This is a genomic window from Rhodanobacter sp. UC4448_H15 (genome assembly GCF_052978265.1).
Genome location: NZ_CM129665.1, coordinates 3,532,705 through 3,558,303, shown reverse-complemented (window position 1 = coordinate 3,558,303; position 25,599 = coordinate 3,532,705). Strand labels below are relative to the sequence as shown.

The 25,599-nt window shown below is 61.4% G+C and carries 22 protein-coding genes; 17 read left to right on the top strand and 5 right to left on the bottom strand.

Annotated elements, in window-relative coordinates; translation table 11 throughout:
- Positions 1-235: 235 nt before the first annotated feature.
- The 10 genes from ACVCMI_RS16350 to ACVCMI_RS16305 all read left to right on the top strand — a co-directional run bounded on the left by ACVCMI_RS16350 (position 236) and on the right by ACVCMI_RS16305 (position 13,342).
- The gene (locus tag ACVCMI_RS16350; RefSeq protein WP_447098083.1) at positions 236-1,471 is read left to right on the top strand and encodes a tyrosine-type recombinase/integrase; all 1,236 of its coding nucleotides are present in this window, start codon (positions 236-238) and stop codon (positions 1,469-1,471) included.
- A gap of 173 nt (positions 1,472-1,644) precedes the next feature.
- Positions 1,645-2,226: a hypothetical protein gene (locus tag ACVCMI_RS16345; protein WP_447098084.1), complete on the top strand. Its 582-nt coding sequence runs from the start codon at positions 1,645-1,647 to the stop codon at positions 2,224-2,226.
- A 105-nt stretch (positions 2,227-2,331) separates the two neighbouring features.
- Complete coding sequence (locus ACVCMI_RS16340) at positions 2,332-4,443, top strand: AAA family ATPase (protein WP_447098085.1); 2,112 nt, start codon at positions 2,332-2,334, stop codon at positions 4,441-4,443.
- Positions 4,444-4,487: 44 nt separating this feature from the next.
- On the top strand, positions 4,488-5,702 hold the full coding sequence (locus ACVCMI_RS16335) for a hypothetical protein (RefSeq protein WP_447098086.1): 1,215 nt from the start codon (positions 4,488-4,490) through the stop codon (positions 5,700-5,702).
- Positions 5,699-7,687: a hypothetical protein gene (locus ACVCMI_RS16330; protein ID WP_447098087.1), complete on the top strand. Its 1,989-nt coding sequence runs from the start codon at positions 5,699-5,701 to the stop codon at positions 7,685-7,687. Before ACVCMI_RS16335 ends, ACVCMI_RS16330 begins: the two co-directional genes overlap by 4 nt.
- Complete coding sequence (locus ACVCMI_RS16325) at positions 7,678-10,359, top strand: helicase-related protein (protein ID WP_447098088.1); 2,682 nt, start codon at positions 7,678-7,680, stop codon at positions 10,357-10,359. The genes ACVCMI_RS16330 and ACVCMI_RS16325 overlap by 10 nt, the downstream gene beginning before the upstream one ends.
- A 299-nt stretch (positions 10,360-10,658) precedes the next feature.
- Positions 10,659-10,895 (top strand): hypothetical protein, encoded by a 237-nt coding sequence (locus ACVCMI_RS16320; protein ID WP_447098089.1) that lies wholly within the window; start codon positions 10,659-10,661, stop codon positions 10,893-10,895.
- A 179-nt stretch (positions 10,896-11,074) separates the two neighbouring features.
- The gene (locus ACVCMI_RS16315) at positions 11,075-11,845 is read left to right on the top strand and encodes an SIR2 family NAD-dependent protein deacylase (RefSeq protein ID WP_447098090.1); all 771 of its coding nucleotides are present in this window, start codon (positions 11,075-11,077) and stop codon (positions 11,843-11,845) included.
- Positions 11,846-11,902: 57 nt separating this feature from the next.
- On the top strand, positions 11,903-12,472 hold the full coding sequence (locus tag ACVCMI_RS16310; protein WP_447098091.1) for a hypothetical protein: 570 nt from the start codon (positions 11,903-11,905) through the stop codon (positions 12,470-12,472).
- A 72-nt stretch (positions 12,473-12,544) separates the two neighbouring features.
- Positions 12,545-13,342, top strand: a complete 798-nt coding sequence (locus ACVCMI_RS16305) for a hypothetical protein (RefSeq protein ID WP_447098092.1) — start codon at positions 12,545-12,547, stop codon at positions 13,340-13,342.
- 4 nt (positions 13,343-13,346) lie between these two features.
- On the opposite strand, the gene ACVCMI_RS16300 is transcribed toward ACVCMI_RS16305, so the two are convergent.
- From ACVCMI_RS16300 to ACVCMI_RS16290, 3 genes are all read right to left on the bottom strand, one after another.
- Entirely contained in the window at positions 13,347-14,342 is a 996-nt protein-coding gene (locus ACVCMI_RS16300; protein ID WP_447098093.1) for a helix-turn-helix transcriptional regulator, read from the bottom strand.
- Positions 14,343-14,430: 88 nt separating this feature from the next.
- Positions 14,431-14,814: a hypothetical protein gene (locus ACVCMI_RS16295; protein WP_447098094.1), complete on the bottom strand. Its 384-nt coding sequence runs from the start codon at positions 14,812-14,814 to the stop codon at positions 14,431-14,433.
- A gap of 58 nt (positions 14,815-14,872) precedes the next feature.
- Positions 14,873-16,354, bottom strand: coding sequence for a DUF2779 domain-containing protein (locus tag ACVCMI_RS16290; RefSeq protein WP_447098095.1), 1,482 nt, complete (start codon positions 16,352-16,354; stop codon positions 14,873-14,875).
- Positions 16,355-17,202: 848 nt separating this feature from the next.
- Here ACVCMI_RS16290 and ACVCMI_RS16285 point away from each other — a divergent pair.
- The 7 genes from ACVCMI_RS16285 (at position 17,203) to ACVCMI_RS16255 (ending at position 23,067) form a co-directional block, all read left to right on the top strand.
- Positions 17,203-18,159 carry a DUF932 domain-containing protein gene (locus ACVCMI_RS16285; protein ID WP_447098096.1) on the top strand — a complete coding sequence of 319 codons (957 nt, stop codon included), beginning with the start codon at positions 17,203-17,205 and terminating at the stop codon, positions 18,157-18,159.
- Between the two features lie 13 nt (positions 18,160-18,172).
- Positions 18,173-18,625, top strand: a complete 453-nt coding sequence (locus ACVCMI_RS16280; protein WP_447098097.1) for a hypothetical protein — start codon at positions 18,173-18,175, stop codon at positions 18,623-18,625.
- Between the two features lie 80 nt (positions 18,626-18,705).
- Complete coding sequence (locus tag ACVCMI_RS16275) at positions 18,706-19,704, top strand: YqaJ viral recombinase family nuclease (protein WP_447098098.1); 999 nt, start codon at positions 18,706-18,708, stop codon at positions 19,702-19,704.
- Positions 19,698-20,600: a recombination directionality factor gene (locus ACVCMI_RS16270; protein WP_447098099.1), complete on the top strand. Its 903-nt coding sequence runs from the start codon at positions 19,698-19,700 to the stop codon at positions 20,598-20,600. The genes ACVCMI_RS16275 and ACVCMI_RS16270 overlap by 7 nt, the downstream gene beginning before the upstream one ends.
- Before the next feature lie 124 nt (positions 20,601-20,724).
- Complete coding sequence (locus ACVCMI_RS16265; RefSeq protein WP_447098100.1) at positions 20,725-21,291, top strand: hypothetical protein; 567 nt, start codon at positions 20,725-20,727, stop codon at positions 21,289-21,291.
- On the top strand, positions 21,284-21,625 hold the full coding sequence (locus ACVCMI_RS16260; RefSeq protein ID WP_447098101.1) for a hypothetical protein: 342 nt from the start codon (positions 21,284-21,286) through the stop codon (positions 21,623-21,625). The genes ACVCMI_RS16265 and ACVCMI_RS16260 overlap by 8 nt, the downstream gene beginning before the upstream one ends.
- Complete coding sequence (locus ACVCMI_RS16255) at positions 21,622-23,067, top strand: YfjI family protein (protein WP_447098102.1); 1,446 nt, start codon at positions 21,622-21,624, stop codon at positions 23,065-23,067. Before ACVCMI_RS16260 ends, ACVCMI_RS16255 begins: the two co-directional genes overlap by 4 nt.
- 152 nt (positions 23,068-23,219) lie before the next feature.
- Here ACVCMI_RS16255 and ACVCMI_RS16250 read toward each other — a convergent pair whose 3' ends face one another.
- Both ACVCMI_RS16250 and ACVCMI_RS16245 read right to left on the bottom strand, forming a co-directional pair.
- Positions 23,220-23,936, bottom strand: a complete 717-nt coding sequence (locus ACVCMI_RS16250; RefSeq protein WP_447098103.1) for a MobA/MobL family protein — start codon at positions 23,934-23,936, stop codon at positions 23,220-23,222.
- A 233-nt stretch (positions 23,937-24,169) separates the two neighbouring features.
- Positions 24,170-25,588: a hypothetical protein gene (locus ACVCMI_RS16245; protein WP_447098104.1), complete on the bottom strand. Its 1,419-nt coding sequence runs from the start codon at positions 25,586-25,588 to the stop codon at positions 24,170-24,172.
- Between the last annotated feature and the right edge of the window lie 11 nt (positions 25,589-25,599).

Sequence of the window (25,599 nt, the reverse complement as noted above, 5' to 3'; positions counted from 1 at the left end):
GCCGCGGTTGTCCCGCTATCATGGGCGTCTCTGGGTATGTCCGCGGCGGCAGAGCACACCATGCTCCTGATGATCGAAAATTAGCATCGGCATCCAGGCTAGTCCGCAGCTATCCATCGATAGCGAAAAAAACCCTTAAAAACAGGCTTGAAGTTTCCATCCTTGTCCGAGGATGTTTATGGCAAGCCAGGAAAATTGCGGGTATCGTTGCGGGTATCGAAGCCGGTACCCGCACATGCCGCTGACTGACGCCAAGGTTCGAACCGCCAAGCCAACATCCAAGGCCGCCAAGTTGGCGGATGGAGGCGGGCTCTATCTGGAGGTGCGCCCAACGGGCGCAAAGCTGTGGCGGTATCGCTATCGCATCGCTGGCAAGGAGAACATTTTTGCCATCGGGGAATACCCATCGGTATCGCTGGCGGACGCCAGGGTTGAACACGTCCGTGCACGCGCGCTCGTCGCGGATGCTGTCCATCCATCACACAGCCGAAAGGTGGAGCGACTGTCGAACCTGGTGGCGAATGCCAACACGTTCGAGGCCGTGGCGAACGAATGGGTTGCGAAGAAATCGGCGAACTGGACCGCGTACTACCATCGCCAGGTAGAGAGCGTCCTACGGGCTGACGTCTTCCCTCATGTCGGGAAGCTGCCGATTCGCAGGGTCACTGCAGCGCACTTGTTGGAGATCGTTCGCCGCGTTGAGAAGCGAGGAGCCGCGACGATTGCGCTGCTGATAAGGCAGTGGTCGTCGGCCATTTTCCGCTACGCGGTGGCGACGCTCCGTGCCGATGGTGACCCGGCCGCAGCACTGCGTGGTGCCGTTGAGCGATCCAAGGTCGTGCATCACCGGCCGTTGTCGCGTGCACAGATTGCGCATTTCGTGAATGAGCTAGGCAGGTATGGCGGCTATCGCACGACGGTGATCGCTTTGCGTCTGATGCTCCTGACCTTCGTGCGGACGGTGGAGCTTCGCAAAGCCCAATGGAGCGAGTTCGACCTGGATGATGCGGAGTGGCGCATCCCCGCCGAGCGGATGAAGATGCGGGAGCCGCACATCGTGCCGTTGTCTAAGCAGGCGGTGGAATTGCTTCAGGAGCTGAGAACCTACACGGGCGGTCGTGGCCTCTTGTTTCCGAACTATCGACGGCCAATCGAGTGCATGACCGCTACCACGTTGAACCGAGCGCTTGAGCGCATGGGCTTCAACGGCAAGGGCGGCATCGGTTTCTCAGCTCATGGGTTTCGGGCTACCGCGTCGACCATCCTCAACGAGCTTGGTTACCGCGCTGACGTGATAGAACGACAGCTTGCACACGCCGAGCGAAACAAGGTGCGCGCGAGCTACAACCAGGCGGAGTATCTGGGCGAGCGCCAGGTGATGATGCAGGAATGGGCGAACTTCATCGACGGCTTGTTGAAGAAAGCCAAGAACGGCGACGGTTCGCGCAAGTCATCGTCAAAATCCGCTTGAGTGGATTTGGATTGAGTCGGTTGCGACATCGTCGCCAACGGTCATTGGGCCTGGCGGACGCTTAGGCTGGTTTGATTGTCGCTGTGTGCCAGGCTGAATACAGGGGGAAGTCGATGGGTGCGGGAACATTGAAGGATCGACACCGGCGCATACGGGATGGTCAGCCGGAACCGTTGCGCGTCCGCATCCACCGTGCGATCAGTTGGCTGGCGCGTGCAGAGCAGGAAATGGACGATCCTGATGCCCGCTACATCTTCCTGTGGATCGCCTTCAACGCCGCCTATGCCAGCGAATTCGGTTTCGAGCAAACCGAGCGACTGCTGGTGAAGCAGTTCATCGACAAGCTGCTTGGGCTGGACAGCGAACAAAAGCTCCACCACGCGCTGTTCAGCCAGTTCAGCGGCCCTATCCGCACGCTGGTCGAAAACAAACATGTCTTCGAGCCATTCTGGCGGGCGCTGCGCGAGCATGATGGCAGTGGCGCCTGGGAAGGTTCATTCGTCTCCAGCAAGAAGGTGGCCATGAAAGCCTTGATGGGCAAGGAAACGGGCACGCTGCTCTCCATCGTGCTGGACCGCCTCTACGTGCTCCGGAACCAATTGGTGCACGGTGGGGCCACCTGGGGCGGGAAGACCAACAGGGCGCAGGTGAAGGATGGCGCCGCGATCCTGGGAACGTTGGTGCCCATCATGCTCGAAGTGATGATGCAGGCCGGGGGCGACGAGTTCGAGGCCATTGCCTACCCAGTGGTCTAGCGGGGTGCCAGCAGCACGCCACAGAGCGAGCGCCAAGTTGAGCGTGGTGCGACGCCATGTGTCGCTTCAATACGGATGATGGCATGGAGAAAAGGGGCTGTCTCCATGGTTATCTCGATTAAAGAGCTACGCAAGATGGGTGGGTCGTCGTTGGCCGAGGCTGAGGTGCCGGCCATCGTCCGTCTGTGGATGCTGCGGTGCTTGGTGCCGTTGCGTGGATACCAGAGGCTGGTGCAGAAGGAAGGCCTGGATGACGACAACGTGGCCAGAGCCGTTGGCTTGGGAGCCTGGGTCGACAAACAGGATGAGGAGTTCGATCAACGTGCGGTGACCGCACGGTTACGGGTTCTTCACCGCGACATCGAGCGCGTGGCGGACGACTGCTGCTGGCCGGCGACGCTGACCCGCAACATCAGGCGCCTGGCCAGGTTGACCAGCCTGAACGAGGTCGAGCAGGCGCTGATTGGCTTTGCCGTCATGGTGCACAGCGAGAAACATCTGGTTGAAGTCATGCAGTACCTTGGCCTTGGCTGCCAGTCCTCGCAGCGGCTGTTCGCCCATTTTTCCGCCATCCTTTGCCTGCCGGAGGCTGACATAAGGAACGCTTTCAGCGGACGAAGCGCATTGTCGCGATGCGGCTTGGTGCGGCTGGATTTGGATGACTGCTGCGACATCAAGGATCGGCTGAATCTGATCTCAAGAAACTTTGTTGAGGTCATGCTCGCCGGGGAGGCTGATCCGGCGGTGCTGCTCCGAGGCCGTGTCGAGCTTGCCTCCGCGGCAACCTTGACCCTGGCCGACTACCCCCATCTCGGTGCCTCCCTCGACATTCTCGTGCCCTACCTGAAGCAGGTACTTCGGGAAGGTCGCAAGGGCGTGAACATCTTCCTGCATGGCTCGCCCGGCACGGGCAAGAGCCAACTGGCGCGCGTCCTTGCTGCCGAAGTGGGCAGCGAGCTCTTCGAGGTGGCTGATGCGGATGACGATGGCGACCCGCTCGGTGCAGAGCAGCGCCTGCGTGCCGTGCGTGCAGGCCAGAGCTTTCTCGCCAACAGTGGTGCGCTCATCGTCTTCGATGAAATGGAAGACGTGTTCAACGATGGTGGTTTTGGGAAGGCAAGCACGGCCAAGTCGCACAAGGCGTGGATGAACCGGCTGCTGGAGGGCAATGCGATCCCGACACTGTGGTTGTCCAACCGTGTCGACGACATCGATCCTGCCTTTATCCGCCGCTTCGACATGGTGGTGGAAGTCCCCGTTCCGCCCAGGGTGCAGCGCGAACACATCGTGCGCACGCTATGCGCAGACGCCGTCGAAGATGGCGTCGTGCGGAGGCTGGCGCAGGAGGAAAAGCTTGCACCGGCGGTGGTGGCTCAGGCCAACGGCGTCATGCGTCGCTTGGGAGCCGATCTGTCGCGCGAGCAGGCGGGCAAGGCGTTGCTGCACCTGGTGGACAGCACGCTGGTAGCGCAGGGTCATGCCCGTCTGGGGAACAAGGATGCGCAATCGCTGCCGGACATCTACGACCCGGCTTTCATCAATGCCGATGTGGACTTGGCGGCGATCGCCGCACGACTCAATGATTCGCGCTCGGCGCGCCTGTGCCTGTATGGGCCGCCTGGCACAGGTAAGACGGCCTATGGCCGCTGGCTGGCCGATCAACTGGACATGCCTTTGCTGGTGAGGCGCGCCTCGGACCTGATGTCGCCGTACGTGGGTGAAAACGAGCGCAACATCGCCGAGGCCTTCCATGCGGCGACGCGTGATGGTGCGTTGCTGCTCATCGACGAGGTGGACAGCTTCCTGCGCGAGCGCGAAGGTTCCAGTCGTAGCTGGGAAGCTACCCTCGTCAACGAAATGCTGACTCAAATGGAATCATTCCAGGGTATTTTCGTGGCATCAACCAACCTGATGGCCGGAATAGATCAAGCAGCGTTGCGGCGCTTTGATCTGAAGGTGAAGTTCGATTACCTGCAGGCAAGGCAAGCTGCGGCCTTGCTGCGGCGATATGGGGAACGATTGAGCTTTGCTTTGCCGGAGAATGTGGAACACTTCGCTGTCGCCCATCTTCGGTATGTCACACCGGGTGACTTCGCTGCTGTAATGCGCCAACAACGGTTTCTTCCAGTCACCTGCTTTGAGGGATTCTTGGCGGCGTTGAAGGATGAGACTGCACTCAAGGCGGTGTCCAAGCCCGGCATCGGGTTTCTTCAGTAAGAACTGGATTGATGTGGTCGACAAACAATACGAAGGTAGGGGTCATGTGGGGTGCGGTGGAACCGAAGGATTTTGCCCAGATGCGTTTGCGGCTGGATTTTGGCCTACGACGCGCGATCATGGGCTTCAACGAATGGGCTGTGCCCGGCCTGGGCGGTGCGTTTTTTGTGCGCCAGCTCAGCTGGGCATGCATGGGACTGCGCCTCGCGCAGGAGGTCGATACGCCGGCTACAGCCGCGCGCATTGCGGAAGCGCTGGAAGCATTCGCGAGCTGGATCGTGGTGCGCCGTGACCCGCAAGCCCGGTCGGAACATCGCGTGCAGGGCAAGCGCAAATTCGCTGGCCGCACCAGCCTCTCGTTCAGCGACATTGCGAAGGGTGGCGCGTACGTCACCGTCCCGTTCCGCCGCTCCGCGACGCGAGCGCTGCCGGGGCTAAAACTTTGTGTTCGCGAGGAGGCGCGCTTTAGCGTGCTAGAGCTGACGCCTGCCGGCATCGAGCTCGCCGAGCTGGCGTTCGCGAGCGGAAAGGAACTTGGCGGAGATGCACGCAGCTGGCTGAGGGACTGGATCGAGGAAGGCAATAGGGACACTAAAAAAGTGCATCCGGCGATCAAGGCTGCCCTCCAGCCATCGCTGGCCAGCGAAGCGGAAAAGCGTCTCGTGCTGGCGCGTGTGCGCGACGATGCGCGTCGAGCGGATCTGGAGAGATTGCTGGGGCGCCATACCGACGCAACGCTTGCGACCAAGAGCGGCCGCGGCGATTTCCTTGCGAATGTGCAGCACGCCGAGCATGCCGCGAGGCTCGCTACGTGTTTCGCGTTCGAGGACGTGCGAGCAAGCACCTTGCATGCTGCGCAGGCGATGAGCAATGCGATCCGTAGCTCGGCGCAGAAGGTGCGCGCGTTGGCGGAACGCCAGGACGTGGCCGATGCTTTCGCCGCGCTGGGCCGTGACTGCGACGTGCTGCGGGCGGGTGCTGCGTCGGGGACACCAGTGGATGCGTCAGGCTTTTGCGCGGAGCAATCGGCTTCGCGCGGGTTGGAGGAGCGAGTCGCGTTGCTGGCCGCGCGTGCGCCAATGGTGTTCTCTGTGATCGATGGGCGCATCGACCAGGGTGTGGCCTACAGCGGCAAGCCACTGGTGGCCGATGACGCCTACGATCTGCAGGAAAACGACATACAGGAAGACACCTACCGCGTACCGCGCCCGCTGTTGCGATTGCGACAGTTGCTCGCCGACGCGGAGGCGCAGCCATGAGCGACATCAACGACCGAGGCGACCTCGAAACGCTCTTCTCGCCACCGCAAGGCGAGCACGGCACGCATCTGCTGCTCTGCGGACTCAGCAGCGACGCAGAAACCGTCGAGCGGGCGCTGACTGCGTTCACGAACGAGACTCCAGCTCAGCGCCGGGCCAGAGGCCTCGTACGTGGACTGCTGCTTGTCGACGCATCGAACCGGCAGTCGCAGGCGCAACCGGTTCCGGGTCTGCTGCAACTCGCGCCTTGCCTAAAGGAGATATGGCGCAGCCGCACGTCACTAATGCACGCGAAAGTGGCGCTCATGGGTTTCGGGCCATCGACGCTTGGGGCGCCGCGGCGCTGGCGTCTCGTCGTCTCCACCGGGAACTGGATCGCCGAAACCTGGGGGCGCCAAGCGCAGATCGACCTGTTCTGGACGACAGAGTGGGACGAGCAAAGCGAGGAGGTGAACGCAACCCAGGCGCTAGTCGACGTCCATGCCGCGTTCGGATTCTTCGAGCGGATGTTGCACAGCCTCTACGGCAAGCACTACGCCAGCCTCGCCAACGATTTGCTCGTCACCGGGTGGCTGAAGGTCTGGCGCGAGCGGATGCAGGTACGCGGGGCCGCATCGCGTCTGAGACCACAATTCATTCACAGTCTGGATCGGTCGCTTTTCGATCAGGTCCGGACGCGTTTCCCGAAGAAAGGCGTCTCGACTTTAGTAGCGGGCTCGGGCTTCTTCGAGCAAGCGAGTAAGTCGACCGCGGATTCGAAACCCACGGTGCTGGAAAAACTGGAGTCGCTGGGCAATCCCGGCAAGCGTCTGTTGGTTTTCAATCCCGAACGAGCTGGTGGTATTGCGGACTGGTTCGAGCAATTGCGCAAAACCAAGGTGGGCGAACGCGGGCTGCTGCAAAGCCGGGCCGGGCAATGGTGGCTATGCCTGCCGCGCGATCCGCTGGAGAAGAAGCCGAGGGGCGGCCGCAAGCTTATGCACGCCAAGTACATCGCCGGGCTCGATCGTGTCAGTGGCGAGGATGACGCCACTGCGACGCTGGCCTTTCTCTACCTCGGTTCCGGCAATCTCTCGCACCGTGGTTTCCTCACGCGGGCAAACCTCGACGGCCGTGTTTCGATTGCTTCGCGCATCGGCAATGTCGAGGCCGGCGTGGTCCTGTTGCCAAAAGAACGTATCGCGCGCGTCTGGCAGCGTCTTGCATGCGGAGGATGGACATCGGCAGCGGATCTGAAGAATGCAGTCGAGGGCCAGGGCGAAGACATGTTCGAGCCGCTCGATCCACCGCCCGTGCTGCTATTGCGTCAGATTGGCGAGCATCTGCACCTCGTTCGCAGCGAAGTGCTGCCGACGACGCTGTGGTTGCAAGCGTCCGACGGTCGCTGGTTGCCGGTCGAACCGGACCAAGAGTCCGTGCTATGGGGGGCTGTCTGTCCTCCGTCGGTACGTGTGACGAGCGTGGACCCAGCGTCGCAAGCCGTCGGTGCTGGCTGGGATATAGCCGTGCTTTCCGCGAACGGGCTGTTGGGCAGGCGCGCGATGCCGCAGTTGGAAATGGCGAGCATCCTGCAGGCACTACTCGTATTCCCCGCGCTCCCGCCGCACGATCACGAGGGCGACGACGACTTCGGCCACGCTACGGTGCCCGCCACGGCTACGCATGTCTGTTCGGCTCGCTACCCTTTGCGGACGCTCGCGATGCTGGTCGAGACGATCGCGCAGCGCAACGTGCTGACGACGCCCGAGGAATTCCCTTACTGGCTGGCGCAGCTGCGTGCGTTGCTGCTGGAGCAGACGGCGACCGCCGAGCGGGAGGCGATCCGGGCACTCGACGTCGACCTGTTCGACGCGCTGGACAAGCCGGGCTTCGTGCCGACCTGGTTCGCAGAGCAACCAGACCTTCTCGCGTCGTACCAGGTCTTCCTTCGAGACTTGCGCGGGGCATGGTGCGCGCCTTCTAACGCGAGGGCTGTATGCGCGTAAGCCGAGCAAACCACAATAGGAATAGCGCTTCGGACTGGAATCTGGCGCTGGAGCGGCTCGAACAGATCGCCAGTATCGAGGCGCTGTGGCGGGCCAATCAACATGCTTCACTACGCTGGATGGCAAAGCGGCTCAGAGAGGAGCCAGGCGTGTTGGTTGCCGATGAAGTCGGGCTCGGCAAGACGCGCTTGGCCATCGCGCTCGCGGTCTGCGTGGCGGCGAGCGGAGGTCGCGTCGCCGTGCTGATTCCACCGGGACTAGCTTATCAATGGCAGAGCGAGGAACTACAAGGCTTCCTGGGGCATTTGAGCGCGCTGTCGCTGCCTTGGTTACCGAACCCGCTCCCGCATCGCTTCCTGCGGACTTACGCGGATCTATTCGCTGACGACAGCGATGGCGACGAAGCTGGCGGCAACGTCGACGATAGCCCGTATCCGCTGGCCGACGCATTCCCGATTCTGTTCATCTCGCACGGATTCGGCTTGCCCCCGGTGGGCAAGGTGGTGAACCAGGAGCTATGGGCACTGCCTTACCTCGCCAGGAAGGCTGCGGGCTTTGTTGCATACGGCGCCGGAAAACTGGTGGTCAGCGCGATGCAGGAGCGCGCCGCGCGGTACATCGGCGAACAAGGCAGTGCCGGTTTGCGCCGTCGGCTAGGGGCAGCCATGCTCGGCAAGCCGGCGCCGGAAACCTTCAAAGACGAACAGCGCGCCGAGCTGTTTCAGAACACGATCGGCGAACTGTTGGGCAACTTCGACTTGCTCATCATCGACGAGGCGCACAAGAGCCGCGCGGGCGCGAATCTCAGTCTCGCGGAAAAGCAGGCGCAGGGTAAATTGCGCAGCCGGCTGACCAAGCTGATCGACCATATCCTGATGTCGGACTCACGGGCGAAGCCGTCGAAGCGAGTCGCGCTGACTGCTACGCCCATGGAGCTCGATGTCGATCAGTGGAAGGCGATCTTTAGCCGACTTGGCTTGGGTGCAGATCGGGTCGTGAGCCTTGGCGGGGTCGTGAAACGCTATGCCGAAGCGGTCGATAAACTGCGCTCAGGGTCGCAAGGCGAAATCAACGAACTCAGAGAGGCCGCCGGCGAATTTCAGCTGAAATTGCGAGACGTCGTCACGCGGCGCCTATGGCGCGATCATCCGTTGGTCAAGCGTTACTCGGAATTGCCTGGCGTGCCGAATAGCGCGCATCCTCATCGCAAATACATCACGCACTCGCTTGCGCCGGCCTGTTTGCGACCGGACGAGCGCCGCAAGCTCGCGTTGTCCGAGGCGCTGGCCGCGGCGGCTCGGGGTGCGAGCGTCGGACACGAACTGAAGACGGCGGGCATTCGCTTTTCGCAGGCCCTGCCGCACCTCTCGGAGTCTGTCCGGGACGCGGATGGCGACAAGAAAGAGCCAGAGCAGAGCAGTGAAGCGGCTGCGGTCGTGGCGGCCGTCGTGGACCAGGCTAAAAAGGCCCGATTACAACGCTGCGAATACTGGCGCGCGGTCGCCGCAGGGGAGGATAGGGAGCAGCTCGGCAAGGTCGGTGACGATCCGCGTTATGCGTTGCAATGGCACCCGCGCGTGCGGGAGGCCGTACGGTTGATCGAGAAGCTCGCGGGCGGCCGTGAAGGGGAGAAAGTGCTGGTTTTCGGCGAATACCTGGCCTCCCTGCATGCGCTGAACCGCAGCCTGAACATTCGCCACTACCTGCGGCATATGCGAGACGTGAAGCCGATCCCGTTGCCGCTGGGCGTGCGGGCCGCCGATCCTGACATGCAGCGCTGGCGCCTCGATCCGGAGTTCGGTCTCGCCACAATGAGCGACCAGCAATTCGAGTCGAAGGCCGCGGAGTTCACGGCGCAATACGTGCGGGAGCGCGAGCAGTTGCGTGATGTATGCAGTCGCGTGGTGGAAGAGGCCGGGCTCGTTCCCAAGCTCTCCGTGGAGCTGGTTGGTGTGCTGACTACGTGGCTGGTCCAGCAACTCTGTGTTGAGGATCAGCTGTGGATCGTCGACACGCCCGACGAGAGGGATTCCGTGCGCGTGGAAGCTCGCAATCGCCTCGCGAGCCTGCGCGATCCCGATCCACCCGAAGACGACGACGAGCAGAAGGCCAACCGGGAAGTTCAGAGTTGGAACAGGATTGTCGACCAGCTCAAGGACGAGTTGCAGCGCAACGATGGCGGCGACTATGTGTTCCGCATGAGCCCACTCGCGCAACTGATGATCGGTGATACAAAGACGCCGACGCGTCGCGCACGGCAGGGCACGTTCAATCATCCGAATCTCAATCCGCGCGTGCTCCTGGGCCAGGCGGACGTGATGAGCGAAGGTCTGAACCTCCATCGCGCGTGCCGAACGGTGGTCCTATTCCACCTGGACTGGAATCCAGGGCGGATCGAACAGCAGATCGGACGCGTGGACAGGGAGGACAGCGCATGGATGAACGCATGTGAAGATGCGCTGCAAAATGGCGTGACGCCGCCGAAGATCGAGGTGTACACGCTCGCGGTCAAGGGCACCTACGACGACCTGCGTTCGTCAGTGGTGCAGGAGCGGATACACTTGTTACGCGCGCAGCTATTTGGCGAAGTACTTCCTCCCGAGCGGCTCGTGCAGTTGCCGCCCGAGGCTCAAGAGCAAATATCAGACATCCGCATCGACTTCAGGCCGTAGTTCTGATTCATCGTTCGTGCAGTTGTGCGGCTCCCCTCGCACCGGTGCGCCATCCGCTGCGGCCAGCATGAATTCGCCGTGACCTTTATCGCTGATCGCATGCCACGTCAACTTTGAGGTGGTAGGGCGAAGTCGATGGCAAAAGACAAGGCGTGGTTCTGATGGGACCCTGTGAAAGACTAGGCTCTCGGGCCGACGTGGAATGTCGGCAAGTGTGTGAGACGGCGGAGTAGCTAGAAGCGACATTAGATGTCGTCAGATGATGCCAGCATGGCCTCCATCAATCGACGGAGGTCAGCATGGAAATCCCAGCGCACGAAAACCGCACCCTGAAGCTGGTGGGCGGCAACACCGACGAAAAGCGCGTCGCGGCACGCAGGTACTGCGCAGAATTGGCTGGGAGCTTCCTGCGGTTCTCCAGCGGCACCGAGCAGTCCCTGCAGCCGGGCATGCTGGCGCAGTGGAAGCCGGGCATGAAGAATCGCAGGACGCCGGATTACGACGTCCCGATGATGGTGGTGGAGGTGCTGGAGTAGCCGGTCATCGACACCACGTTCGAGTCGGGTTCAATCTATTTTCGTGAGCGCCTGGACATCATCCTCGGCTTTCTGGACGAGGATGACGAGTTCTGCCTGCTTCACTACGACTCCCGTCGCTTCGAAGCCTATACGGGGATTGGCGCGGAGTAAGTCCGCCGGAGCGAAAGGAAAAGGCGATGCAAAAGAACGACCCCATCGTTGAGCTGGCCCATTGGTTCAGGGCTGCCCGAAGCGTAGTGGTTCTGACTGGGGCTGGGATGTCCGCCGAAAGCGGCATTCCCACCTTCCGCGATGCACAGAATGGCTTGTGGTTGCAGTTCGATCCCGAGGATCTGTCCACGGCGAGCGCGTTCCAGCAGGACAAGGCATTGGTCTGGGGCTGGTACGTGTGGCGCATGGCGATGGTGAGGGCCGCGCAGCCTCATGCGGGTCATCGGGCGCTGGCGGAACTAGCCAACATCAAGCCGGGCCTGTCGATCGTCACGCAGAACGTGGACGACCTCCACGAGCGTGCCGGCGCCAGGGATGTCGTCCACCTGCATGGCAACCTGTTTGCCTCGCGCTGCTTTGCCTGCGGCAGACCTCACGAGGATGTGCATATTCCGTCGGAAGCGGCGCACAAGCCGTTACTTCGATTGATGCCGCCTCGTTGTACGCACTGCGGCGGCTACGTTCGCCCCGGTGTGGTCTGGTTTGGCGAACCCATGCCGCAACTGGCGTGGCGCAAGGCCGAGCGGTGCGCGACCGCAAGTGATTTGCTGATCGCCATCGGGACATCCGGCCTCGTGTTTCCTGCGGCGAGCCTGCCGGGCGTGGCCAAGCAGCGCGGTGCGAAGGTGGTGGAGATCAATCCGCTCCACACGCAGTTGACCGACCAGGCGGACTTGGCTTTGCGCAGCACGGCTGGCGAGGCGCTTTCGGGGCTCGTGAACGCTTTGACGGCGTGATGCGACAGCCGGTGTCGGCGCGGTCAATCAGCATGCTTCCACTCGCGAGGTGGACGCATGACCCCCGACACAAATCCCAGCCCGGCATGCCGGAACTACGGCAAGGCCGTGGGCGCCTTCATTGCGGCATGTGCCAACCAGGATGCCCGCTCGCCTATCGAGCAGTGGCGATGGCTGCATCGCTGCGTGGCCAGGCTGCATGCCGTGGCCGTCGAATTCAGCCTGGTGGAAAGCAGGAATCTCGATTGGCCATCTTGCATGCGCCGTTGGCCGGACATGGATGATGCGCTGCGTGCCTATCGGCTGGATGTCGAGGCGGCCATCCAGTCCCTGTCGGGCGTGGAGCCTCGCCGGCGTATTGAAGGCGAGGTGCGGATGCCCGCCCCGATGCCTGCGTACTCGGAAAGTATCCCGGTTCTTCTCAACGAAATGCGCTGCGACCTCGTGGATATCCATGCAAGCCTGCTGATGGGTTATGCGTGGTGGCTGCAGGGTCATGCAGATCACCAGGCACGTGCATGCGAGTGCTGGTGCCGCAGTTTCGAGACGCATTGGGGCGTGCATGCGCTCTCGTTCCTAAGAACGGCCCACACCCTGTCGTCGCTGTCTGGCAGTTCGTGGCGCTGACGTAGGCCATGCGACAGTGGGTGTCGTGGTGAACGTGCATCCTAAGTTTGCGAAGCCACCATCGGAGCCATCATGGCCGCGCGAGTCAAAAGGGAGTATGAGCCCTACGAAGCCATTGACGGCCTGATTCTGAAGTCGCTGGAAGAGAAGCTGGAGGCCCAGCTTCGCCAGGCGTATGCCGACATCGAGTACGTGCATGACGAGCTGAAGGCATTGGCCGTGGGGAAGGGCCTGCCGAAGGCGTACAAAGCGGCATACGCGCGCTTGCGCGATGTCGCGGCACCTGCTTTGCGCGCCATCAAGCAGGCCCGCAGGAAGCGAACCGGCGAATGGTGGCGTTTCGAGCGCGTGGAACCACGCATGCCGCCGCCGGCATGGATCGACCGTGCAAAGCAGGTGGTCGAACAGATCAATGCGCTCGACCTGGAACTGGAAGCAAGCCTGCGCGAGGCGCGCGGCGTGCTTCTCAAGGGACAGCCGGGCGCCATCTTCGACTGGAGCATGCTTGCAAGCGTGGCAGTGATGCTGACCTTGGACCATGGCTCCGTGCGGTCGATCTACGACCGCATCGACCAGACCTATGTAGGCGATGGCAAGTACCGGATCAGGGTTGGTTGCGAATACTTCCTTGGCATGAACAACGGGGAGATCGAGAACTGGAGCGAGTTCCATGACCCGGACCATCCACTTTTCTCAGGCACCTGCCACATGACCTACCTGAGCCACTGCATCGTCCATCATCTCCCGCTTCCGTGGGAGATGCTGCCCTGCATCGACGAGATCGAGGCGACGTTGGAGTTCCATGACTACCAGACGGTATGGCCTGTCGCGAAGCGGGAAGTGCGTGCCCAGCGGGTGATCGAGGATTGAAGGACTAACCCTGATACAGCTCCGCCATCTCGGCGAACTCGCTGGCCAGCTTTCGGCGTAGCGAGGCCGGCTTCACCACTTCGACATTCGCCCCGAAGCTGCGCAGCCACCAGCGCAGTTGGTCGGTATTGGCTACGGTGGCGCTGAGGCGTTGTTCCTCGCGGCCGCGAATGGGAGTGAGCGTCTGGTCGGGCGACAGCTTGCGTTCGTCCAGATAGCTCGCCATCCAGGGCGAGACCCGCAGTTCGAGATTGAGATCGCCGCCTAGCGGCAACTCGAAGCCGTGTTCCGCAATGTAGCGTCGCAGGTTGAAGCTGGTTGGCTTGCTGGCAGGCTCGTCCAGCAGTGTGGCGGATGCCATGCGATGCAGGGCGAAGTTGCGCGGCTCCGGGTAGTCGCGGGCCGTGGCGACCAGATAGTAGCTGCCACCCCGACTGACCAGGCCCAGCGGATTGACCGGGTAGCGCTTGGGGCGTTCCTGCCCTGCGGCCCGATAGCCGATCTCAAGACGCTTTTCCGTCAGCAGGGCTTGATGGACGGCTTCATGCACGCTTGCTGCAATGGATGCAGGCATCAGCGGTTGATTCTCCGGCACGGTGGCCACCTTGTCCGACCAGCGCGCGAGCCCGGTCTGGTTGGTTTCATCCAACACCTTGCGTGCCGATTTGAACAGCGGTTCCAGGGCGACGATAGCGCTACGCGGCAACAGTGAATCCAGATGGCGATACGCCAGTTCCAAAGTCAGTGCAGTCGCCGGATTTAGGGCCGGTAGGTGGGTCAGGTCGGCCTCGCGTGCCCAGCTCCACAGGGCCGGTCGGCCATCACTGGTGGTCAGCGGGAACATGCCTGAAAGCTTGTTGAGGTCTCGCTCGATGCTGCGCTTGTCGATCTCATGGCCGAGGCTCTGCAGTTTGCGGTGCAGGTCGGTCGCCGTGATGCTATTCGGGAGACGAGGTATCTGTCGCAACATTTCCAGATAGCGCAGGGAAGTATCGTTCATGGCGGCATCCTGGATCGAAGCCCCGGTTGGGGATGAATACCATCATGCCATGCGATGCGACATGTAGTGTCGCTTTGACGTGGCGCGGTCACCGGGTTCGGAACGTGTTTCCGGTCGGCGCCCTGCCATGCTCCGGCAGGCATTGTTTGGCCGCGTACAGCATGCTTCCCATGGCTTGCCGGATGTGCTGGAAGATGCGGCTTGTGGCGCCGGGCGAGACGGGATGCACGGCCATGGAATCATCCCAGGTGCCTTCGGCGCGCCATTGGGCCAGCAGCGTCTCCCGCAGGCGAACTTGCACCGGGAGCAAGGGGCGGTAGCCGAGCCGCATGATCGCGATGGCATCGTGCTGGCCGTATTTCTCCAGCGTGCCTTGGGGGTTCTCGCGGAACTCGGCGAAGCTTGCACCGAGTTGGGCGAGATAGGCCTCGCGGAAGACTTGTTCGAGCGGGAAATCGAGGGTCGTCTGCATGACGAAAGAATTCCTGTGGAAGTGGGGCGCGCCGGCATGGCCTCTGGCGCGGGACGGATCAACGGCCCGTCAGGGCTTGCAGCAGGCGAACCATCGCGATGGTGTCCCGACCGCAGTAGCGGCGCAGGGCCGTATCCAGAACGGTGCGCCGCTCGGTGGGCGTTTCCGGGTGGACGGCCTCCAGGTAGGCCAGTTGCGCCTGGCCGCCATCGGCCACATCGTCCAGGTCGTCGTAATCGAGCTCCGGGGCGATGGTGGGCAACACTTTCTTGATCGACCACGAGCCCAGCATGGCGGGGTGGTAGTAGTGCTCACGCGTGATGGGCAGCAGATCCACCATGCGTTCGTTCAAGGCCAGCAAGGCATCCGCCAGATCGGGAAACCAGTCGGCCAGTTCCTTGACCCGACCTGCTTCGAAGCTCCGGTTGTAAACGAGGATGGGGCCGCGTCTGCCGAGCGTGCGAAGCAAGGATTCCGCGAAGTCGCGGGTCGGATCGTCGCCGCTCAGGTCGAGGAAGACGCGTTCCTTAAGGCTGCCATCGCGCTGTTCGATCTGGCACGACCATTGGAAGGGGACTTGCTGATAGGGACGCGTGCCCGCCCAGCGCGGAATGGCGAAGTTGATCGTTTCGAAGTCGAGGTAATGGCGTGGATACCCGAGCTCGTCGAGTTGTTCGGCTGCAGCCGGGTCGAGAAAGGGTTTCCCCGTCACCGAGGCCTTGCGGATGCGCTGATGGATGGGGTTGGTCAGCCGTTCGGCGGGTACCTTGCGGAGATCCACGTAACCCTCGTCGAGTAGCGCGCGGGTGAGCGCGGCTGATCGCTTGAGGATCGTGACCGGATACTTGGGCTCCTGGGGCTCCTGCGCGCGGCAATGCTCGAAGAAGGGGCAGTCGAAAGGCTTGGAGCACTGCTCGCCCGTGGTGATGGATGGCTCGTCGCCACGCAGCACCTTCTGAAGTCTGCGTACCCAACCCGGGACTTGCTCGATGAGGTCGGCGATATCGGCCGTGATGTCCTCGGCCATCAGCAGGCCGTTGTAGTCGTCATCGCCCGCGTAAACGAACGCCGTGTCGATGTACGCCAGATACACGTGGCGAAGCGTGATGCCTGCGTTGCGGATCACCCAGGCTTGGATGGCGCAGTCGACCAGGTGGTAGTCCTTCGCGGAGGTGGAAGATTTCACCTCGATCAGGTCGTAGCCGCCCGGAATGGGCTTCAGGACATCTGCGCGAACCAGAACATCCTTGTGCTGGAAGGCCGCCTCGAACAGCGTCTTGCGTTTGCCTTTGCCTTGCAGCGCATCGGCGGTCTCGGCAAGGGCCTTGGCAGTGTCGTCCACGTGGCCGATTAGCAAGCCGGGTCCGTAAAGCTCTCTGGCCAGATCACCAACGGCGTTGCCGGTATCCAGCACAGCCTGATTCGCGGAAGAGGTCTCCATCGCATCGCGCCGATATGTGCCCAGCCACAGGCGACGTTCGCACTGGAGGCCAGCGACGATGCGCGACTTGGAGAGACGGGCTGCGGTGGGATTTGGCATTGGCGAGCCTGCGAAGCGGCGGATGGACGAGGATCATCCTAGCCACGATAACGACATGTAGTGTCGCTGGGAGAAACACGGCCGAGGGCGCGTCTGGCGACATTGAGTGCCGCTTCGAGATCGTGAAATGGGGCTTTCGATCATGAGGAAGCGTCATGAGCCCTGAGCTGGAGCAAGCCCTGTACGACCGGTACCCCCGCATTTTCGCAAACTGCCATGTTCCACCTCGCGAATGCAGCATGGGCTGGGGATGCATGGTGGGGGATGGCTGGTGTGCCTTGCTGGATGACCTTTGCAGCAAACTCCAGCGAGAAACCGATCAGCGCGGTGCGCCGCAGGTGGTGGCCGTGCAGGTGAAGGAGAAATTTGGCAGCTTGCGCTTTCGTGTGTGGGAGGCCTCGCTCCGTCAACGGGTCTGGATCAGACGTGCAGAAAGGGCATCGCTGCGCACCTGCGAAGTATGCGGACGTCCCGGATTCAGCAGAAATGCTTCGGAGGGTGAGGTAAGGACGCGTTGCGAACAGCATCACTCTCCGTAGCGGTTGTCGGTGTTGATTGGAAAAAGTTTCAGGCACATATCACCCACATGAGACAGGGGAGGCTCTGTCTCGCGTTTGGGCGCATCCGCCCTGAGGCGCCCATCGAGGGGGAGAAGCATGATCCCGCAGAAGGCTGACCCGCTGACCTGCGTGCTCGTTGTTGTCGCCACCTTGCTGTTGGGCTTTGCCCGCTGCAAGAGCGGCATCTCGAAAGCGCCCTGATCCAACCAACCCACGCGACATACGCCGAAGGCCCGGGGGATTCCCGGGCCTTCGGCGTTTATGCCGCCTCATCGAGAGGAAACGAACATGCATCTGGTCGAAACGATGGCCTATGCCGGCGAGACGCCGTGGCATGGCCTGGGCAAGAAGCTCGAAGCGCAACAGCCCATCGAAGTCTGGAAGGCCAACGCGGGCATGGACTGGGCGATTGAGGACGCTGAAGTCCGCTACGTCACCGGCCAGAACGGTCTGGGCGTGATCCAGGCCTTCCCCGAGCAGAAAGTGTTGTACCGCTCCGACACCAAGGCGCCGTTGGCCGTGGTCTCCAAGCGCTTCCAGGTCGTCCAGCCGGGCGAGATTCTGGAGTTCTACCGCGACCTCACCGAAGCGGGTGGCTTCGAGCTGGAAACGGCTGGCGTGCTGCGCGAAGGCCGCAAGTTCTGGGCGCTGGCGCGTACCGGCCAGAGCGTCAGCCTGAAGGGCCGCGACCGGGTGGATGGCTACCTGCTGCTGGCCACGGCCTGCGACGGCACGCTGGCGACCACGGCGCAGTTCACCAGCGTCCGGGTGGTGTGCAACAACACCTTGCAGATCGCACTGGGCAATACCAGCGGGGCTATCAAGGTGCCGCATCGCAGCCAGTTCGATCCGGAAGTGGTGAAGCGCCAGCTCGGCATCACGGTGTCGTCGTGGGATGGGTTCGTGGCGCGCATGAAGGCGCTGGTGGAGCGTCCGCTCGATCCGGACTCGGTGGAAGGACTGCTGCGTCGCGTGCTGACCTACGCAGGCCCGGACGGGAAGGTCTCGGTGGTCAACGAGCAAGCCGTCGCCAATGTCCGCGCTCTGTACGAGGGCGGTGGCCGCGGTGCGCTGATGGCTTCTAGCCGTGGCACGGCGTGGGGGCTGTTGAACGGCGTCACCGAGTTCATCGACCACCACCGCCGCGCACGCAGCGACGATCACCGCCGGGATGCGGCGTGGTTTGGGCAAGGTGCCCAGATCAAGCAGCGGGCGTGGGACGAAGTGATGAAGTTGGTGGCCTGACAGGAGGCATGTCATGGGACTCGACATGTATCTGGAAGCGAAGCTCCACCTGCCGCCCTACAGCGAGGAGCTGGCACCGGTTCGGCAAGCCATCGGCAAGGCCATTGGCTACACGCCACCCACGGAAAAGCCCGACAACGACGCGACCCTGATGGAGATCACGGGCGTGACCGTGCGGGTGGGCTACTGGCGAAAGTTCGATCCCCTGCACCGGTGGTTCGTGAACAACGTGCAGGAAGGCCACGACGACTGCCGGCCCGCCTACATCGCGCCCGATGTGCTGGCCGAGTTGGAAGAACAGCTCGATCAGGTGGACGACGATCCAGAGTCGGCCAGCGAATACTTCGTCAGCGAGGGCGACGAACCGATGACCGAAGGCGACGTCGACTACACCCTGCGCATCGTGGTGCAGGCTAAGAAGTTGCAGGAACGCGGCTGGGACATCTACTACCGCGCCAGTTGGTAACGCCACCTTGAAAAGTAACCACCCATCGCCCGGCTGATGCTTGCGCATCGGTCGGGCTTTTTTATGCCTGGAGGACACCGATGAACAAGCAAAGCGGAGCCGTGAGGCTGGTCGATACGAAGAAGTTGCCCTATGGGCAGTGGCTAGATGTGCGGCGCAATGGCATCGGCAGCTCGGATGCCGCTGCCGCCGTGGGCCTGTGTCCGTACAAGAGCCAGCTCGAACTCTGGATGGAAAAGACCGGTCGCACGCCGCCGGAAGAAGTACGCCCCGGACAGGACGATCCGCGCTACTGGGGCACCTTGCTGGAGCCGATGGTGGCCACGGCCTACCAGGAGCGCACCGGACGCAAGGTGCGCAAGCTCAACGCCGTGCTTCAACACCCGACGTTCCCGTTCATGCTGGCGAACATCGACCGGGAAATCGTCGGCGTGCCGGATGTGCAGGTGCTGGAGTGCAAAACGGCGGGCGAGTTCGGCTCGCGGCTGTGGAAGGACGGGGTTCCTGAGTACGTCCAGCTCCAAGTGCAGCACCAGTTGGCGGTCACGGGCAAAGCCGCCGCCGACGTGGCCGTGCTCCTGTGCGGGCAGCAACTGGAAATCCATCGCATCGAACGGGACGAGGAAGTGATCGCCCGGCTGGTGGTGCTGGAAGCCCGCTTCTGGGAGCACGTGGAAAAGGACATCCAGCCACCGGCGGATGGCAGCGCATCGGCGGCCACGGCCCTGCGTAAGCTCTATCGCGGCAACGACACCAGCCTGGACTTCACGGGCGATGAAGACCTTGGCCGCGCCTTCGATGCCTTGGCGACGCTCAAGGGTGAGCTGGAAGCGATGGAGGATGAAAGCGAATCGCTCAAGCAGGTGATCCAGCAAGCGATGGGCGACGCCAGCACGGCGCGCTTTGCCCACGGCGTCGTGACGTTCAAGCGATCCAAGGACGGCACCACGCTCGACACCAAACGGCTCATCGCCGAGTGCCCGGACGTCGCCGCCATGTACACCGTGACCCGCCCCGGCGCGCGCCGGTTCGTGCTGTCGCGGACTTCCGATAACGATGAGGGGACAGCGACATGCTGAAAGGTCTGGCAATCACCCCGCCCGTGATCGGGCGGATTTCCATTGGCCGGGTGGTGGAACGCAACGGCAAGCGCCTGCCGGAGAAGGACGACCAGTTCACCCTGACCAGCCAGGTACAGGGGCGCGATGGCTGGCTGCTGCATCCGCTGGACGAAAAGCTGCGCAAGGAAGCGGAAGGTCAGAAGCTGCGTTCGATCCCGGTGCGGCTGCTGTTCAACGATCCAAGCCTCAACCTGCGGGCCGACTACTCGCTGTTCGACCGCACCACGGGGCGACCGGTGTGTGTGGGCAATGGCGAGACTTGCCGGCGCTCGGGCAAGGAGGGCGTGGCCACGTTGCCCTGTTCGGGGCCGGATGCCTGCGCGTTCTCGCAAGGAGCCTGCAAGGCCTACGCCCGGCTCAACGTGGTTGTGGGGGAAGGCGATGACGATGCGCTGGGCAGCTTCGTGCTGCGCACCACGTCGTTCAACACCATTCGCACGCTGGCGGCACGGCTGGAGTATTTCAGCGCGGTGTCGGGTGGGCTACTGGCCTGCCTGCCGCTGGAACTGAAGCTGCGCGGCAAGTCCACCACGCAAAGCCACCGTGCACCGATCTACTACGTGGATCTGGTGGTGCGCGATGGGTTGACGCTGGAGCAGGCCATCGCCCAGGCCCGGGATCAGGACGAACAGCGCCGAGCCTGCGGGTTTGACCAGGGAGCACTGGACGAGTCAGCACGTCGGGGCTTCGCCAACGGTGCGTTCGAGGAGCTGGAAGAAGACGTGCCGGCGGTGGTGGAAGAGTTCTACCCCGAGGGTGGCGGCGGGCAGCGCGCGGAAGTCTGCGAATCCACGGGCTCGGGCCTGAAAGGTCGCCTCGAAGCGCGTGTAGAGGCAGCTGGCCACGGTGGATAACCACGGAGGAAACGGCAATGTTCGCAATCGTAGGTGGGGTGGTGGTGTACGGCTTTGCCCTGTACGGGCTGGTGCGCTTCCTTCAAGGTAAGGAAAGCGGTTCTGATGAGTAGTTAAACCAGTGGTGCAAGCGGTGCGTAATGAAGAGAAGGGGCACGCTGAGGCGTGCCCCTTCTCGTTGATAAGTAACTGTTTTTTTTGGCTGATTGCGGCGGTGGTCAACGAGCACGTGGGAGTGGCTGCAAAAACTTTGATTTTTTCCCCGGCGACCAAAATCGGCGAAATGGATGGAATGGATTCACGGCCAGTACGAAGCGGCCGTACTTCGACCAAACAGGAGAAATCCATGCATCAGGCAAGGCACCACAACCCCAGTGCGCGTAATCGACCGAAGCGGTCGGTTGCACGCGCACAGCATATCCACTCACCCCCTTTGTTGGCTACGACGTGGAAGCCCGATGGGCCCACCGTTCGGTTTCATGAACTGCTGAAGGTGGTCCGCGTTGGCCGGAGCACCGCCTACAGCATCTTCAAGAACGACCCGACGTTTCCGAAAGGTACGCCGCTTTTCGATTCACCCCGCTCGCCTCGCATCTGGTGGTACGACCAGGTGATCGCGTGGCTGCGTGATCGCGAGGCGAAGGCAAACACCACCACCAACAACACCATCAAGGAACACGAGTATGTCTGAGAACGAGGAATTCGAGCGCTTCATCGGTGAGCTGCAGGCGATCCAGCCCAGCAGTCGGCGCCGCAACAGCGAAGCCTTCGGTGAAGCGTTCGAAGAGATCGAGCACCGTCTGGCTGCGAAAGTGCCGCAGAAGTCGATCCTGGCGGCTTTCAACAACGCCTATGACTTGAAGGTCAGCCCGGCCGGTTTTCGGCTGCTCCTTGAAGCCGAGCGGGAACGTCGCCGGGTGAGCGGGCAGGTGGTGGTGTGCCGCTCTTGCAACCGCCCGCTTGGAGATGACGGCCAGCAGGCGCCCACAGAAGAAGCCGCTTACGCCGAAGGAGAAGAAGCATGAACGGCAGTAACTATGGGTCGCGACCTTACCCGCTGGATGCCTTCTTGATCTTGCTGCGCAACACGGCGTATGAGTTGCAGCGCAACGTCCAAGCGCCGGATGCGCTGATCGGGATGGGGCTGGTAGCCGGGATGTCGACGTCGTGCCAGGGGCTGTTCGACGTGAAGCTCCCGACCGGACAGCGCCGACCGACGTCGCTGTATCTGTGCGGTGTGGCCGAATCTGGCGAACGCAAGAGCACCGTGGACGCTTTGGTCTTCGCGCCGCTGTATGAGCATGATCGCCGCAAAGCCGTGGCATATCAGGCTGCGCTGGATAGCTATCACGCTGAGCGTGAGGCATGGGAGGCAAAAAGCCAGGGTCTGCGAAATCGTCTCGCCAAGGCGGTCAGCAAAGGTGAGTCGATTGAGGCGATCCAGGCAGAGATGGCGCAGCACGCCAAGCTGAAGCCGAAGAAGCCGCGGCTGCGGCGCTTCATGCGCCAGAACATCACGGCGCGGGCCATCATGGACTCGCTCGATGGCGAAGGCGAATCCATCGCGATCACGACTGATGAAGGTCAGGTGATGTTCAAGAGCGAGGCGATGGCGCAGCTCGGTTTGCTGAACAAGGCATGGGATGGAGCGCCGATGCTGACGCTGGATCGAGCTGACTTCGACAATGTCTTGGTCATGAATCCTCGCGTGACGATCAGCATCATGACTCAGAAGTCAGTGCTCCAGGCCTATCTGGCCAAGCATGGCGAGATCGCGAAAGGGTCGGGTCACTGGGCGCGGTACCTCGTGGGCTGGCCTGAATCGACACAGGGGTTCCGGCAGGTCAGCACCGAAGAACTGGTTTGGGAGTGCCTGCCGGCTTTTCATGCACGGATGCGTGAGTTGTTGGAGCAGTTCGATGCAATCGCTGGATCGGGTGAGATCGAGCGTGAACTGGTTGAGTTCTCGGACGACGCAAAGGCGCGCTGGTTCGATCTGGCAAGGCAGACGGAGTGGATGCTTCGGCCTGGCGACTACCTGCACGACATCAACGACTTCGCGTCGAAGATCATGGAGCTGCTTGGTCGGTTGGCCGCCGTGTTCCACTGCTTCAGCGGCGAGGAAGGCAAGATCACGTTGGATACGCTGGAGCGCGCATTCACGGTGGTGCAGTGGCACCTGGACGAATACAAGCGGCTGTTCTCACCGCAGTTCGTGCTCTCGCAAGAGCAGGTCGATGCACAAGCCGTGCTGAAGTACCTTCGCGAGTGTGTCTGGCGTGGGCCCAACTCCGATACATACATCCCGAAGAACCATGTGCTGCGGTACGGGCCCGTTCGCAATCGTGATCGGCTCAACGCTGCCCTTCGCCTCCTTGAAGGTCAACAGGCCGTGTGGATCGTGGTCGCCCCCAAGGGCAAGCAGCGCTTCGTTCGGCTGAGCGACTGGTATTTCGGCGGCCTGTAGCCGCTGGTTGTGATCCTGAAGCCCCGGTCAGCAATGGCCGGGGCTTTTTGCTTGAGAGCCTGCCCGCTGGCCGATTGGCAAGAAAACCACGCGACTCTTGCGATTTTGTCGCAGAATCGCGTGGGCGGCAGATGGCCAATGGCACCCGCTAGTCACGTTGCGGCGCCCCCGGTGCGCAGCGCGGCGAATTGGGCTTTCTCGTCGTCGGACATGTTCTTGACGCGTGTAGGCCCCAGGTGGCGCTCTGGGCGGCGTTGCAGGCCTTGCTCGCGCAAACTGCGGTGATCCACCCTGGCAGCGAAGCCGTGCTCGGCAAGCGCCTGGTTCTGAATGTCGGCAATCTTCTTTCGTGTGGCGATGACTTCATCGCGAAGCACCATCGGGCTCTTGCCGCCGCTGTCCTTGCGACATCCACCCGCTTCAGGTTGCTTCGGGTTGTACCTCGAAAACATCCGTTCCGGAGGTCGACTGATCCCGTCCTGTACCCTGTCCGAGTACATCAAGTGCATGTGGGGGTTCGTGATGCCGCCAAGCTTTCCTTCGGGAGCATGGATAGCAAACTGGAAGGGCTTGCTCCCTACCAGTTCGTGAGCAAGCTGTTCCGCAAGCGCACGGTTCTGCTCCAAGCTGAGTTCGTTCGGCAGGGCGATCACGTGTTCGCGATACACCGCTCCATTGGCTCGTTCGTAAGTGTCCGCAGCCTTCCAGAATGTCGCAGGATTCCCGCCTGCCCAGTCGGGGAGGTTCCCATTCTCGGCATGGATCAGATCCTCGCGGCCCTCATACCTGCCAAGACGTTCAATGTAAGCCGCGTGTTCCTTGGCGGCACCCTTCTTGCCGCTCTTGATCCGATGATGAAAGCTAGCCATGTGCGTACTACCCTTTCTCGCTGGTCAATAAAAAAGCCGGCAAGGATCATCCTTGCCGGCCGCTTTGGAGATGAATTTCGCTGTTTTGGCGAAGAGTAAGGGGAAACGGTATGTGCGCGTCCGCAATCCCCCCCCCTATAACAGTAATTCTAGGCCAAGCACTTCACTGCTAATTGACTGTTCTCAAGACACCGATTCCACCTTCATATACTTAGATGTGGTGATGTAAGAATTTACTCAACCTGAGTGATGTCTGCAGCTCTGAATGCTTCCAGTGTGCAATATTGGTAGAAACGCTGAACGGCATGGTCACAAATGGAAACGTCATTGGATAGATAACACTCGGAGTATTTGGTCAGCCGGGCAAGCTGAAGCTCCATCCAAGCTGCGTAGCGACTTTGTTGCCCCGTGATTGCCATGTAGAACTGGTTGAAGCGACTAAACAGCAATTGGTTGATGCCGTGCGGTATGTAGTCGTGCTCGAAAAGTTCCTTGGTATCCCTGGTGTCGTCCATCTGGCGCAGCACCCCAGTACCTTTGTCGGACTGCTTCTGTCCCAACCAATAGGCCGAGTAATTTGTCTTCACCTTCTGCTGGTGGCGGATGGTGCATAGGGCAGCGACACTGTCAGCGACCGAAATGTTTTGCGTGTCCAGTGGAATGATGCCCCATTCGTGATGGACATATGCGCCAAGTACTTTGCTGGCTGCATTAACAATTTTCAGAATGTCTCTTCGCTCACTGGTATAGCCAGTGACATCTTGTACCAGCTTGGCTAATGCCAGTGCGTGGGCGTCGACAAAGTCGGTGAATGTCGCTACGGAAGTTATGGGTGTTGCGTAATGAACCGTCAGCTTCAAGGTGCCGGAGAGCTCGCTGCAAAACTCCTCAATCTCTTCCTTGATCGAGTTTGCTTGGCCCTTGACTTGTGATAGGTCAATTACTTCTTGATATTCACCAACAAAGTTAAGAAATGGAAGGATGCGTAAATACGTGTATATTGCTTCGTGTAGCGGACGATCCGACTTGCGTGATGTCGGTTTGTAATTATTTACTGCCTTCCCGAGATGGGTGAATGCCTTGGCTATCGCCGCGGGCTTTCCGCTATGTCTTGCGTAGACGGGTTCGAGAATTTCGAGATTCTCCGTTGCTATGCATTCAAGCAGCTTCGGATAGGTCAGGAAAGAAGTGTCAATCTTGCGCAGTACAACTGGATCAACTTCTTTGCTCAATGCCGACAGCAGGTGATCGACGATGGCAATGCCCTTCTGATTTCTCGAAGGTGATTCGGTGGTATAGAACTCCAGCGTGGGCTTGCCGCCTCGAAGCGGCGACTTGAGTAGTCTGAAGAGCTGTGTGTCGCTGGTGTCGTTTGTTACGTAAAGAAGCTTGATGGTCTTCAACGTCGACAGAGGGACATCTTGAGCGAGTTTCAACGTGCCTATGCCAGCAACTTCGTCCAAGAATGCGAGCACGCCGCTTAGCGAGTCGAAAGTGACAGCTGTTCCATTTGATTCACTTTTCTTCGCATCGACGCCGGTGGCTGTCTTGAGCTTTTCGTAATTGAGCTCGTCGATCAGGTCTTTAATGGTGCCGGTTTGCGTTCCGCTGGGATCAAGGTTGCTGCCGAAGTCGAAACGGGGCTTGTACACGGTGGATTCCT